Below are 12,778 nucleotides of genomic sequence, written 5' to 3'. Positions count from 1 at the left end.
GCGCCCGACCGATCCCGCACCACGACGCCCAACTATCATGGACAGGTCATGTCGTCCTCGTCGCTTCCCCGTATGACCGGCATCGGTCGGGTCCTGGTCGTCGTCTACGCGATCATGGCGCTCGCGGCGACCGGCCGCTCGCTCGTGCAGATCGTCGAAGACTTCGACAACGCTCCGCTCGCGTACACGCTGTCGTCGGCATCCGCCGTCGTGTACATCCTCGCGACCGTCGCGCTCGTGCTCTCACGCAGCGCCTTCTGGTACGCCGTCGCGTGGGTCGCGATCTGCTTCGAACTGGCCGGCGTGCTCGTCGTCGGCACGTTGAGTCTCACCCACCCCGAGCTGTTCTCGCACGATGCGACTGTGTGGTCAGGCTTCGGCTACGGCTACTTCTGGGTGCCGCTCGTGCTGCCGTTCGTCGGCGTGTGGTGGCTCGTCACCCACCGCCACGGCGTGCCCGAACCGCAGCCGCTGCCCGCCGTCGAAGGGTCGAGCTGGTGATCGTCTTCCGTGCGCCCGAAGAGGTTCCAGCCGGATTCGGCCCGAGCGTCGTCGCGATCGGCAAGTTCGACGGCGTGCACTCCGGGCATCGCGCCGTGATCGATCGTGCGCGCGTCACGGCGACCGAGGCGGATGCCCGCGTCGTCGCCGTCACCTTCGACCGCAATCCGCTCAGCCTGCTGCGTCCCGAGCTGTGCCCGCAGCCACTGTCGAGCGTCGATCAGAAGCTCGCCCAGCTCGCCGACGCCGGTGTCGACGCGACACTCGTGCTGACGTTCGACGCAGCCCTCGCGGGCCTGGAGCCCCGCGCGTTCGTCGAGCACGTGCTCGTCGACGCGCTCGGTGTCGTGACGGTCTTGGTCGGCGACGACTTCCGCTTCGGCCGCGGGGGAGCGGGCGACCCGGCCCTGCTGCAGACGCTGGGCGCCGAGTTCGGCTTCACGGTCGACGTCGTCAGCGACGTGCAGGGGCACGGCCGTCGGGTCTCGTCGAGCTGGGTGCGCGACCTGCTGACCGCTGGCGACGTCGAAGGCGCCGCCCGCCTGCTTGGCCGCCCGCACGCCGTGCAGGGCGAAGTCGTGCACGGACTCAAGCGCGGGCGCGAGCTGGGCTTCCCCACGGCGAACCTGGGGCCGGATGCCGAGGGCTTCATCCCCGCCGACGGCGTCTACGCCGGGTGGATGCTCGACCACGGACCCGTCGACGCGGCAACCGCTGCGCCCGTGACGCGCTACCCCGCCGCGATCTCGGTGGGCACCAACCCGACCTTCGGCGACGTCGACGCGCGCCAGGTCGAGGCGTACGTCATCGACGAGACGGGGCTCGACCTCTACGGTCACCGCGTGCAGATCCAGTTCGTGCAGCGGATCCGAGGCATGGTCGCCTTCGAGGGCATCGAAAAGCTCGTGGCGCAGATGAACGACGACGTCGATCACGCCCGGCGCGCGCTGCGCGGCTGAGACCCGGCGCGCTACGAGGCGGACGCCCCGCGCGCTGCGCGGCCGAGTCGCCGCACCGCGCGCGTGAGCCCCGCGGCGGCGTCAGTACGAGCTGGCGTCGACGGCGCCGGTGGCGCCCTCACCGGCATCCACACGGCGCGCTTCGCCGAGGATGACGGCGCTGCCGCTCGTGCCCAGGCGCGTGGCGCCGGCCTGCAGCATCGCGAGGGCGTCGGCGTAGCTGCGCACCCCGCCCGATGCCTTGACCTGCACGTCCGGCCCCACCTGCGAACGCATGAGCTCGACGTCGGCGACGGTCGCGCCGCCACCGGCGAATCCCGTCGAGGTCTTCACGAACTGAGCGCCGCCCTGCTCGGTCAGGCGGCTTCCGCGCGCGATCTGCTCGTCGTCGAGGAGCGCGGTCTCGAGGATCACCTTCGTGACGTGCCCGTCTGCGGCGGCGACGACGGCCGCGATGTCGGCGACGACCTGGTCGTCGAAGCCCGAGCGCAGTGCGCCGATGTTGATCACCATGTCGACTTCGGCGGCGCCGTCGGCGATCGCCTGGCGGGTCTCGGCGACCTTGGCCGCGGTCGAGGTTGTGCCGTGCGGGAAGCCGATGACGGTGCCGACCGCGACGCCCGTGCCCGCCAGTCGCTGCACCGCGTAGGCGATGTCGCTGGGGCGCACGCACACGCTGAACACGCGCCACTGCGCGGCGATGTCGAGCTCGGCATCCACGTCTGCCCTGGTCAGCTCGGGCTTGAGGATCGCGTGGTCGATGGTCGCCGCGAGGTCGCGTTCGGTGGGTGTAGCCATGGCTCCAGCGTACGCCGCAGAACCACCCGCAAAAAAGGTAACGGAATGGTAACGCGCAGGGGTAGGGTGTGTGGACAGACGAAGACGTCACTGTGAACGAGGACACCCCGAATGCCCGAATCGCGGACGGCCGAACGGCTTCCTGCCCTGTTGATCGTCGGCGCCCTCGCGCTGGCGAGCATCGTGATCGCCACCCTGGGCGTGACGCCGGCGCGCGTCACGGCGCAAGAGCTTCTCGGCGCCGCCCGAGGACCGGGCGAGGCCGCCTTCATCGCGGGGCACCGCGGTGGAACGACGATGGCGCCCGAGAACACGCTGCCCGCCGTGCGCAGCGCGCTCGAGGGCGGGTTCGACTACGTCGAGGTCGATCTGGCCCTGACTTCCGACGGGCACGCCGTGCTCATGCACGATGCGACCGTTTCGCGCACGACGAACGGCGCCGGACGCGTCGCTGACCTCACGCTCGCGCAGGTGCGCGAACTCGACGCGGGCTCGTGGTTCTCGCCGGCATTCGCCGGCACCCGTGTGCCGACGTCGGACGAGCTGCTCGACCTCGTGGCCGATCTGCACGGGCGCGCGATCCTCGATCTGAAGGGCACCTGGACGGCCGCGGCGGCGACGACGCTCGTCGACGCGATCGGCGCGCGCGGCCTCGAGCGCTCGATCGCGGTGGCGAGCTTCGACGCGCGCACGCTCGCCTACATCGAGGCGCGCTCGAGCGTCATCTCGAGGCTGGTGATCCTGAAGAAGCTGCCCGCGGATGTCGTGGATGCCGCCGTGCAGGTCGGCGCGCGCGGCATCGTCGTCGACCGGCGCGCGCTGACGGCACGCCCCGAGGTCGTCGACGACCTGCACGACGCGGGATTGCGGGTGATCGTCTACACCCTCAACACCGACAAGCAGTGGCATGCCGTCACGGGCCTCGGTGTCGACGGCATCGTCACCGACGACCCCGGCACACTCGACACATGGCAGCGCGCCCTCGCGAGTCGCTGAGGGCCCGGGTCTGCACCGCAAACGCCGGATCCGCTAGAATGGATGCCGGAGACCGCGCTTTCCCGTCGCCGCAGCTCGCAGAAGCGAGTACCCGCAGCCGGAGAAGTCGGATCCGTGCATTCCCCCGCGGCAGCCGTCGCGGAGCCCGACCGGACGATCTTTAGGTCGCCCGCCCGCCGGTTCGCCCGGCGATTTCCGCTCAGGAGGAGCATGCCGCCCACGGCATCCACCGCCCCCGCGTCGCGTCGACGCAACTCATCCCGGGGCTCATCGGCCCGTCGCGACGACGACGCGCCGCTCATCCCGATCCTCGCCCGCAAGGTGCGCGAGGTCGAGGCCAAGGCTCAGCGCGGCAAGCTCGGGCCGACCAACCGCGTCAAGTTCCAGGTGATCGCCTTCCTCGTGCGCGAAGAGCGCGCCCGCGTGAAGGCCGATGAGGCCGTCCCCACGGCCGCCCGCGCCGAGCTGCTCAAGCGCCTCGACGGCGTCGCGACGATCCTGGCCAAGACGGCCGCGCGCGACACGTCGCTCATCCAGCTGCTCGAAGTGGATGCCGCGACTTCGCCCGTCGCCAAGCGCATGCGCCGCGACTGGCTGCTCGAGTCGGGCGCCGAACTGCCCGAAGACGAGCTCATCATCACCGACGTCGCCCCCGTGCAGACCCCGGTCGTGCCCGCTGCGCTCGCCGAGCGTCAGGTGACGCCGCCGCAGATCGACGCCCGCCGCGAGTCGAACCCGTTCCTGGCGCCCGATGTGACCCTGCGCGCGCCGGCCTCCACGGCCCGCCGGCGCCTCGACAGCTGGGAGCTCATGGGCCCCCTGTACAAGGCGTTCGAGACCGGTGCCGGGGGAGCGACGGCGAGCATGGACCTGCCGCCTGTCCCCGAGTTCGACCGGCTCTCGCCCAAGGGGCTCGAGATCATGCCGCACCAGTCGCGGTTCCTCGAGGCCGTGCGAGTCGGGCATCGCTCGTTTCTGCTCGCCGACGAGCCGGGCCTGGGCAAGACCGCGGAGTCTGTGCTCGCGGCATCCGTCGCCGACGCCTACCCGCTGCTGGCCGTCGTCCCCAACGTCGTCAAGATGAACTGGGCCCGCGAGGTCGAGCGGTGGACGCCGCAGCGTCGCGCGACGGTCATCCACGGCGACGGCGACGCCGTAGACGCGTTCGCCGACGTCTTCATCGTCAACTACGAGGTGCTCGATCGGCACCTGTCCTGGCTCGGCTCGCTGGGCCTGAAGGGCATGGTCGTCGACGAGGCGCACTTCATCAAGAACCTCACCTCGCAGCGGTCGCAGAACGTGCTTGCGCTCGGCACGCGCATCCGTGAGCAGGTGCGCAATCCGCTCATGCTCGCACTGACCGGAACGCCGCTCATCAACGACGTCGAGGACTTCGACGCGATCTGGCGCTTCCTCGGCTGGACCAATGGCGAGAAGCCCGGACCCGAGCTGATGGCGAAGCTGGATGCCACCGGCTTCACCCCCGCCGACAAGGCGTTCTACCCCGAGGCGCGCGACGCCGTGATCTCGATGGGCATCGTGCGGCGCAAGAAGAAGGACGTCGCCGCCGACCTGCCCGACAAGCTCATCGCCGACCTGCCGGTCGAGCTCGACGACGAGTACGGGCGCTCGATCCGCGAGGCCGAGCGCGAGCTCGGCGAGCGGATGGCCGCGAAGTACCGCCGCATCATCGAGGCCCGCGGCGACAAGGTGCTGATCGGCGAGGCCGACGAAGACATCGTGCGCCTCGTCGCGCACGGCGAGCTCGAGGACTCGAAGGCCGCCGGCACCGGCGGTGACAACGTGTTCACGATGGTCCGCAAGATCGGCCAGGCCAAGGCCCTGCTGTCGGCGGACTACGCCGTACAGCTGCAGCGCTCGGTCGGCAAGGTCGTGTTCTTCGCGAAGCACATCGATGTGATGGATGCCGCGGAGGCGCACTTCGCGGCATCCGGCCTGCGCACCGTGTCGATCCGCGGCGACCAGTCCACACCCGCGCGCCAGCAGGCGATCGACGACTTCAACGGCGATCCTGATGTCGCGATCGCGGTCTGCTCGCTGACGGCGGCTGGTGTCGGGCTGAACATGCAGGCGGCGTCGAACGTCGTGCTCGCGGAGCTGTCGTGGACGGCCGCCGAGCAGACGCAGGCGATCGACCGCGTGCACCGCATCGGTCAGGACGAGCCGGTCACGGCGTGGCGCATCATCGCGGCGCACACGATCGACACGAAGATCGCCGAGCTGATCGACTCGAAGCAGTCGCTCGCCGCGCGTGCTCTCGACGGCGCGCAGGTCGACCCCAGCTCGAGCGACTCGGTGCAGCTGTCGGCGCTCATGCACCTGCTGCGGCAGGCGCTCGGCGCGGTCTGAGCCGGGCCGGAGTTATCGACGGCGGAGCCGGTGGCACCCGCGCGGCATCCGGCGATAGTGTCGACTGTGGCAGCGAAGCCGACCGATTCCCCGAACCAAAGGATCTCCTCATGAAGATCGGCATCCTCACCAGCGGCGGCGACTGCCCCGGGCTGAACGCCGTCATCCGCGGTGTTGTGCTCAAGGGCACGACGAACTACAACATCGAGTTCGTCGGCATCCGCGACGGCTGGCGTGGCGTCGTCGACGGCGACTTCTTCCCGCTGACCCGTCACGAGGTCAAGGGCCTGTCGAAGGTCGGCGGCACGATCCTCGGCACGTCGCGCACGAACCCCTACGAGGGCCCGCGCGGTGGCGCCGACAACATCAAGGCGACCCTCTACGGTCACCACATCGACGGCATCATCGCAATCGGCGGCGAGGGCACGCTCGCGGCGGCGAACCGCTTGTACAACGACGGCATCAACGTCATGGGTGTGCCCAAGACGATCGACAACGACCTGAAGGCGACGGACTACTCGTTCGGCTTCGACACGGCCGTCAACATCGCGACCGACGCGATGGACCGCCTGCGCACCACGGGTGACTCGCACCAGCGCTGCATGGTCGCCGAGGTCATGGGCCGCCACGTCGGCTGGATCGCCCTGCACTCGGGTGTGGCCGCGGGCGCGCACGTCATCTGCATCCCCGAGGTGCCGATGTCGATCGACGAGATCACCGCGCAGGTGCAGAAGGCGCACGACCGTGGTCGCGCACCGCTGGTCGTCGTCTCGGAGGGCTTCACCCTCACCGGTATGGACGAGGCGTACAGCGACAAGGGCCTGGATGCCTTCAACCGCCCGCGCCTGGGTGGCATCAGCGAGGTGCTCGCGCCCGAGATCGAGCGCATCACGGGCATCGAGACGCGCGCGACCGTGCTGGGCCACATCCAGCGCGGCGGATCGCCGTCGGCATTCGACCGCGTGCTCGCGACGCGCCTGGGTCTGCACGCGGCAGATGCCGTCATGGAGCAGGCCTGGGGCCAGATGGTCTCGATGCAGGGCACCGACATCGTGCGCGTCCCCTTCGCCGAGGCTCTCGGCGAGCTCAACACGGTGCCCATCTACCGCTACGAAGAGGCCGCCGCCCTCTTCGGGTGACCTCGCCTTCTCGCGAGCGCGCGGCTGCGCGAGAACAGGCGATTGCGCGAAAACAGGCGGATGCCAGGGGCATCCGCCTGCTCTTGAGCGGATGCCTGTTCTCGTGCGCGCCGCGCGCGCCGCATCGGCTCCTCCCCAATCGGCGACTTCGGGGAACTGTCCACATTTCCGCCAACTCGCGTCCCGCGCGCACCGCGGTGCGGCCACGCTGGCGGGATGACCAGAGACGCTGCGGAACTCGAACGGGTGCTCCGCGCCAGCGGCGGAGCCGCGCACAGCTCCGACCTGCGGGCGCGAGGCTTCACACGGCAGGCGATGCAGCGTGTCGTCGCGGACGGTCGTGCACACCGGGTGCGGCGCTCGTGGCTGGTTACGCCGGACTGCGACGACCAGGTACGTCGCGCAGCCGCGGTGGGCGGACGGCTTACCTGCGTCACGATGGCAGCGCGGTTGGGGCTGTGGACGCCCAGCGACGATCGCGTGCATGTGTCCGTCCCGCACTCAGCCTCTCGGCTTGACGGTGACGGTCTAGTCCTGCACCGCGCCGCCGGGCCCGCGCCCGTGACGCAACGTGCGCTCGTCGACGACGTGCTCAATGTGCTCTTCCATACGGCGGCATGCCTCGAGCCCGCGGAGGCACTCGCGGTGTGGGAGTCCGCGATCCGCACGCGTGCTGTCGACCCCGAAATGCTGCGCCAGGTGAAATGGCGCAGGACGACGGCGACCGCGTTTGCGCGAACGGCATCGACTCTGTCCGACTCCGGCCTCGAGACCCGCTTCGTCGTGCTGATGCGTTCGATCGGCGTCGCGGTGCGACAGCAGGTGTGGATCGACGGGCATCCGCTCGATGGGCTGATCGGTGAGCGCCTCGGCATCCAGATCGACGGCTTCGCGCATCACCAGGCGGCCGACCGTCGTCGCGACCTGCGCGCGGATGCGCGCTTGGCCCTGCTCGGCTACACGATCCTACGGTTCGACTACTACCAGATCCTGTTCTGCCCCGATGAGGTGATCGCCACGATCGCCATGGCGATGGCGCAGGGACTGCATCTTGCGTAGGGGCGTGCGACCTCGCGTTTGTGCGCCAAAACAGGCGATTGCGCGAGAACAGGCCGAAGATCCTGGCATCCGCCTGTTTTCGAGCGGATGCCTGTTTTCGCGCGACCCGCCGCGCGCCCCGCTACCCCTCCGCGAGGCCGAGCACGTCGAGCAGCCATGCCAGCTCGAAGGCGCGCTGGTGCCAGGCGTTGTAGCGGCCCGACACGCCGCCGTGGCCGGCGACCATCTCGCACTTGAGCAGGGCGTCCGCGCCGACCTCGCGCAAGCGCGCGACCCACTTCGCGGGCTCGACGTAGTACACCCGCGTGTCGTTGAGCGAGGTCGCCGCGAGGATCCGCGGGTAGGTGACTCCCGCGCGTACGTTCTCGTACGGCGTGTACGACTTCATGTACTCGTACACCGACGCGTCGTGCAGCGGGTCACCCCACTCGTCCCACTCGATGACCGTCAGCGGCAGCGACGGGTCGAGGATCGTCGTCAGCGCGTCGACGAACGGCACGTCGGCGAGGATGCCCGCGAACAGCTCGGGCGCCAGGTTCGCGACCGCGCCCATCAGCAGGCCGCCGGCCGATCCGCCCTCGGCCACCAGCCGAGCAGGCGACGTCACCCCCGAGTCCACGAGGTGCTGCGCGACGGCGACGAAGTCGGTGAAGGTGTTGCGCTTGTGCTGCAGCTTGCCGTCTTCGTACCACTGCCGGCCCAGCTCGCCGCCTCCGCGCACGTGCGCGATCGCGAAAACGACACCGCGGTCGAGCATCGACAGGCGCGCGACCGAGAACCCCGGTTCGATCGAGTGCTCGTACGACCCGTACCCGTACAGGTGCACGGGCCGCGCCGTTCCGTCGCCGGGCTCGCCGAACGAGCGCTTCCACACCAGCGAGACCGGAACGCGCGTGCCGTCGGGCGCGAGGGCCCAGTCGCGCCGCTGCGCGTAGTCGTCGGGGGAGTACCCGCCCAGCACCGGCTGGCGCTTGCGCAGCAGGAACTCGCCGGTCGCCACGACGTAGTCGTAGACCGTCCCGGGCGTGATGAACGACCCGTACCCGAGTCGCACGACGGGCGTGGCCCACTCGGGGTTGCCGCCGGCTCCGGCCGCGTACAGCTCTTCATCGAAGGCGAGCTCGTCCACGGCATCCGTCTCATACGAGAGGATGCCCAGGCGGGCCAGCCCGTCTCGGCGGTACGAGACGACTCCCCAGTCCTGGAACGCCGACATGTCCAGCAGCCGCCGTCCGGGCTCGTGCGGCAGGATGACCTCGCGCGCGCCGGTCGGGTCAGATGCCGCGACGCGCACGAGCTCGAAGTCGAGCGCCCCGTCGTTGTGCAGGATGTACAGCACGTCCTCGCCGCCGACGACGGCGTGCGTCGCCGAGTACTCGACGCCCTCGCGCCGCGGCCAGATCGACTGCGGGGCAGCGCGCAGATCGGATGCCGGGACGAGGAACTCCTCCGTCGTGATCGACGAGCCCACCTCGATCACGAGGTACCGCTCGCTGCGGGTGAAGCCCGCGCCCACCCAGTACCGCTCGTCGCTCTCGTGGAACAGTTGCACGTCGGCGGAGGCATCCGTGCCCACTTCGTGCAGCCAGACGGTGTCGGGTCGCCACGCGTCGTCGACCGTCGTGTAGACGACGAACCGTCCGTCGGGCGAGAAGGATGCCCCGGCGGACGTGTTCTCGACGGCGCCGCCGAGGTCTTCGCCGGTGGCGAGGTCGCGCACGCGCAGCGTGTACCGCTCGTCGCCCTCGACGTCGACGCCGTACAGCAGCCGCGTGCCGTCGGTGGACACATCGAAGCTGCCGAGCGAGAAGAACTCGTGGCCGTCGGCCTCGACGTTGCCGTCGAGCAGCACGACCTCGCCGGGCACCGGCTCACCGGGCGTCAGCTGCGGGGGAGTCCAGTCATCTGCCGATGCCAGCGGCGCCCGACAGTGGATGCCGTACTGCTTGCCCTCGACCGTGCGGCCGTAGTACCACCACTGACCCTGTCGCGACGGCACCGACAGGTCGGTCTCGAGGGTGCGCGAGCGGATCTCTTCGAAGATCTGCTGGCGCAGCGGCTCGAGGTGCGCCGTGCGCTGCTCGGTGTAGGCGTTCTCGGCCTCGAGATGCGCGATCACATCGGGATCGTCCTTTGCGCGCAACCACTCGTACGGGTCGGTGACGGTGTCGCCGTGGTGGGTTCGGGTGGTCGGGCGGACGGCGGCCACGGGGGCGCCGGAACGAACGCTGCTCACCCTGCCACGGTAGTCGACGCGGAGGATGCCCCGGCTTGGCGCGCTCCGCACGTCGTGCAGGGGCGCGGCGGTGTGCGAAAATCTCTCTGGTCCGGTTGCCGGAATATGAACCCACGGTGAACTTTTCGTTCGCACCGCCGATCTCATCGGCTCCCTCCCTTTATGAACTCGACGGAAAGCGATCTGTGGAATCCGCTGCCCTCATCGTCGTGCTGGTGATCGCGCTCGCGCTGTTCTTCGACTTCACCAACGGCTTCCATGACACGGCCAACGCGATGGCGACTCCCATTGCGACAGGTGCACTCAAACCCAAAGTCGCGGTGATGCTCGCCGCCGGCCTCAACCTCGTCGGCGCGTTCCTGTCGACCGAGGTGTCCAAGACGATCTCGCACGGGATCATCCGTGAGGACCAGATCACCCCCGTCGACTTCCTGCCGATCATCTTCGCCGGCCTCATCGGTGCGATCACCTGGAACATGCTCACGTGGTTGCTGGGATTGCCCTCCAGCTCGTCGCACGCGCTGTTCGGCGGCCTGATCGGCGCGACGCTCGTGGGCGCCAGCGCCGCAGCGATCGACTTCGGTGAGGTGCTCAGCAAGGTCGTGCTGCCGGCGCTCATCGCGCCGTTCACGGCGGGTGTCATCGCGTTCGTCGTGACACGCCTCGCCTATGCGGTGACGCGGCGCTACGACAACAAGCCCGATGGACGTGACGGCTTCCGCTGGGGGCAGATCTTCACGTCATCGCTCGTCGCCCTCTCGCATGGGACCAACGATGCGCAGAAGACGATGGGTGTGATCACCTTGGCGCTGATCATGGCGGGCTGGCAGAGCTCGGACCAGGCAGACCCCCACCTGTGGGTCATCTTCGCGTGTGCGCTGGCCATCGCGCTCGGCACCTACATGGGCGGCTGGCGGATCATCCGCACGCTCGGTAGGGGACTCACCGGCGTCAAGCCGGCGCAGGGCTTCTCTGCCGAGACGTCCACCGCGGCCACGATCCTCGCCTCCAGCGCGCTCGGCTTCGCGCTGTCGACGACGCAGGTCGCTTCGGGCTCGGTCATCGGCTCGGGCCTCGGGCGGCGCGGCTCCACGGTGCGCTGGCGCACGGTCGGGCGCATCGCCGTCGGATGGGTTCTGACGCTGCCGGCATCCGGTGCCGTCGGTGCCGTCGCCGCGCTGTTCGTCGTGTGGCTCGGTGGCTGGGGAGTGGTCGTAGATGCGGTCCTCGCGGTGGTGATCATCGTGGGGCTGTTCCTGCGGTCGCGGCGTGATCATGTCGACGCCGCCAACGCGATGAGCGAGGTCGCTGACTCGGGTCTCGCGGTCAAGGTCACGCGCAACCCGCCGCCGACGCGCCGGCGACGCCGCGCCGACGAGCGCGCCGCTGCCGAGCACGCGGCCAAGCAGACGACGAAGAAGGGGGATGCCCAGTGAACCTCGAGATCGACTGGCTCGCCTTCATCCAGGTGTTCTTCGCCGCGCTCGCCGGGGCGAGCCTCGTCGTCGGCTTCTACGCGACCGGGCTGCGGCTGCTCGTTCGCGCCGGGCGTGCACCCGTCGTCGCCCCCGCAGAGTTCCCCGACGCCATCACGATCATCACCGACAAAGAGGCGCGTCGTGCGGAGAAGGCCGCTGCGAAGGCCGCCCGGAAAAGCCCGCTCACTGAGGCGCAGAAACGCCTCGCCCTCGTCGGCGCCTACGGCTCCTTCACGCTGTGCGCGCTCGCGGTGCTCGCAGGCCTCGCGCTGATCGTCATCCGCTAGGCCTCGCGCCGTCGGCGCCCGGCCCTAGGCTGGCGACATGGCCTCCACGCCCCTCTCGCTCGGTCAGCATCCGGCAGCAGCGCGCAGCATCGTCCACCTCAGCGATACGCACCTGCTCGCCGGCAACCGTCCGCTCGGCGGACGCTACGACACGGCCGCGAATCTCGCGGTGACCCTCGCGGCGGTCGAGCGCACGGGCATCCGTCCCGACGTGATCGTGTTCACGGGCGACCTCACCGACCTCGGCGAGCCCGAGGCATACGCCGCCCTGCGCGCCGAGGCCGAGCCGTTCGCCGCGCGACTGGGCGCACCGATCGTGTGGGTCGCGGGCAACCACGACGAGCGCCCCGCGCTGCGGGCGGGTCTGCTCGACGCTGCTCCCACGCAAGAACCGGTCACGGGCGTGTGGGATCTCGACGGCCTGCGGCTGATCGCGCTGGATTCGACCGTGCCCGGCTGGCACCACGGCGACCTCGACCCGCAGCAGCTCGACTGGCTGCGCGGCGTGCTCGCCGAGCCTGCGCCACTCGGCACGATCCTGGCGCTGCACCACCCGCCACTGCCGAGCCACATCCCCTTCTTCGACATCCTCGAACTGCAGCACCAGAGTGAGTTCGCCGGGGTGCTCGCGGGCACCGACGTGCGCGCGATCCTGGCCGGCCACCTGCATTACTCGACGAGCGGAACCTTCGCCGGCATCCCCGTCAGTGTCGCCGCCGCGACGTGCTACACGATGAATCTGCAGCGCCCGCCGCAGCAGGTCAACGGCATGGATGCCGGGCAGTCCTTCCGCCTCGTGCACGTCTACGACGACACGATCACCCACGCCGTCGTCCCCGTCGTCGAGGCGGAGACGGCCGAGTTCTTCACTCCCGAATGGACGGCGCGCATGGCCGCGCTCACGCCCGAAGAGCGTCTCGAGGCGTTCTCGCGCAAGCGCTGACGCCGCGGACAG

The 12,778-nt window shown here is 69.9% G+C and carries 11 protein-coding genes; 9 read left to right on the top strand and 2 right to left on the bottom strand.

Translation table 11 applies throughout. The features are described from left to right. The first annotated feature begins 72 nt into the window (after positions 1-72). Positions 73-501 carry a hypothetical protein gene (locus BGO46_RS08455; protein WP_292679184.1) on the top strand — a complete coding sequence of 143 codons (429 nt, stop codon included), beginning with the start codon at positions 73-75 and terminating at the stop codon, positions 499-501. After that, complete coding sequence (locus BGO46_RS08450) at positions 498-1,460, top strand: bifunctional riboflavin kinase/FAD synthetase (protein WP_292679187.1); 963 nt, start codon at positions 498-500, stop codon at positions 1,458-1,460. The genes BGO46_RS08455 and BGO46_RS08450 overlap by 4 nt, the downstream gene beginning before the upstream one ends. Before the next feature lie 81 nt (positions 1,461-1,541). Here the strand turns inward: BGO46_RS08450 and deoC are convergent, their stop codons facing one another. Then, positions 1,542-2,258 carry a deoxyribose-phosphate aldolase gene (gene deoC, locus BGO46_RS08445; protein ID WP_292679190.1) on the bottom strand — a complete coding sequence of 239 codons (717 nt, stop codon included), beginning with the start codon at positions 2,256-2,258 and terminating at the stop codon, positions 1,542-1,544. Positions 2,259-2,369: 111 nt separating this feature from the next. Here deoC and BGO46_RS08440 point away from each other — a divergent pair, with 111 nt between their 5' ends. The 4 genes from BGO46_RS08440 (at position 2,370) to BGO46_RS08425 (ending at position 7,822) form a co-directional block, all read left to right on the top strand. Continuing rightward, positions 2,370-3,254: a glycerophosphodiester phosphodiesterase family protein gene (locus BGO46_RS08440; protein WP_292679192.1), complete on the top strand. Its 885-nt coding sequence runs from the start codon at positions 2,370-2,372 to the stop codon at positions 3,252-3,254. A 210-nt stretch (positions 3,255-3,464) separates the two neighbouring features. Next, positions 3,465-5,624, top strand: a complete 2,160-nt coding sequence (locus tag BGO46_RS08435; protein WP_292679195.1) for a DEAD/DEAH box helicase — start codon at positions 3,465-3,467, stop codon at positions 5,622-5,624. A gap of 110 nt (positions 5,625-5,734) precedes the next feature. Next, a complete protein-coding gene (locus tag BGO46_RS08430) occupies positions 5,735-6,763 on the top strand; it encodes a 6-phosphofructokinase (protein ID WP_292679197.1) in 1,029 nt (342 codons plus the stop codon). Between the two features lie 561 nt (positions 6,764-7,324). Continuing rightward, entirely contained in the window at positions 7,325-7,822 is a 498-nt protein-coding gene (locus tag BGO46_RS08425) for a DUF559 domain-containing protein (RefSeq protein WP_292679200.1), read from the top strand. Positions 7,823-7,943: 121 nt separating this feature from the next. On the opposite strand, the gene BGO46_RS08420 is transcribed toward BGO46_RS08425, so the two are convergent. Beyond that, on the bottom strand, positions 7,944-10,058 hold the full coding sequence (locus BGO46_RS08420; RefSeq protein ID WP_292679203.1) for a S9 family peptidase: 2,115 nt from the start codon (positions 10,056-10,058) through the stop codon (positions 7,944-7,946). A 185-nt stretch (positions 10,059-10,243) separates the two neighbouring features. Between BGO46_RS08420 and BGO46_RS08415 the strand changes: the two genes are divergently transcribed. From BGO46_RS08415 to BGO46_RS08405, 3 genes are read left to right on the top strand one after another with little or no spacing between them, the layout of a single operon-like run. Next, complete coding sequence (locus BGO46_RS08415; RefSeq protein WP_292679206.1) at positions 10,244-11,494, top strand: inorganic phosphate transporter; 1,251 nt, start codon at positions 10,244-10,246, stop codon at positions 11,492-11,494. Next, positions 11,491-11,823: a peptidase gene (locus BGO46_RS08410; protein ID WP_292679209.1), complete on the top strand. Its 333-nt coding sequence runs from the start codon at positions 11,491-11,493 to the stop codon at positions 11,821-11,823. Before BGO46_RS08415 ends, BGO46_RS08410 begins: the two co-directional genes overlap by 4 nt. Positions 11,824-11,860: 37 nt before the next feature. After that, complete coding sequence (locus BGO46_RS08405; protein ID WP_292679211.1) at positions 11,861-12,766, top strand: phosphodiesterase; 906 nt, start codon at positions 11,861-11,863, stop codon at positions 12,764-12,766. Positions 12,767-12,778 lie beyond the last annotated feature (12 nt).

It is taken from the genome of Microbacterium sp. 70-16, assembly GCF_001898315.1.
Lineage (GTDB): Bacteria > Actinomycetota > Actinomycetes > Actinomycetales > Microbacteriaceae > Microbacterium.
This window is presented reverse-complemented; position numbering and strand designations above follow the sequence as displayed.

Bases quoted from the DNA above. Each gene is read 5' to 3' on its own strand.
- deoC (WP_292679190.1), bottom strand. From the start codon at position 2,258: ATGGCTACACCCACCGAACGCGACCTCGCGGCGACCATCGACCACGCG.
- BGO46_RS08405 (WP_292679211.1), top strand. From the start codon at position 11,861: ATGGCCTCCACGCCCCTCTCGCTCGGTCAGCATCCGGCAGCAGCGCGC.
- BGO46_RS08455 (WP_292679184.1), top strand. From the start codon at position 73: ATGACCGGCATCGGTCGGGTCCTGGTCGTCGTCTACGCGATCATGGCG.
- BGO46_RS08435 (WP_292679195.1), top strand. From the start codon at position 3,465: ATGCCGCCCACGGCATCCACCGCCCCCGCGTCGCGTCGACGCAACTCA.
- BGO46_RS08440 (WP_292679192.1), top strand. From the start codon at position 2,370: ATGCCCGAATCGCGGACGGCCGAACGGCTTCCTGCCCTGTTGATCGTC.
- BGO46_RS08430 (WP_292679197.1), top strand. From the start codon at position 5,735: ATGAAGATCGGCATCCTCACCAGCGGCGGCGACTGCCCCGGGCTGAAC.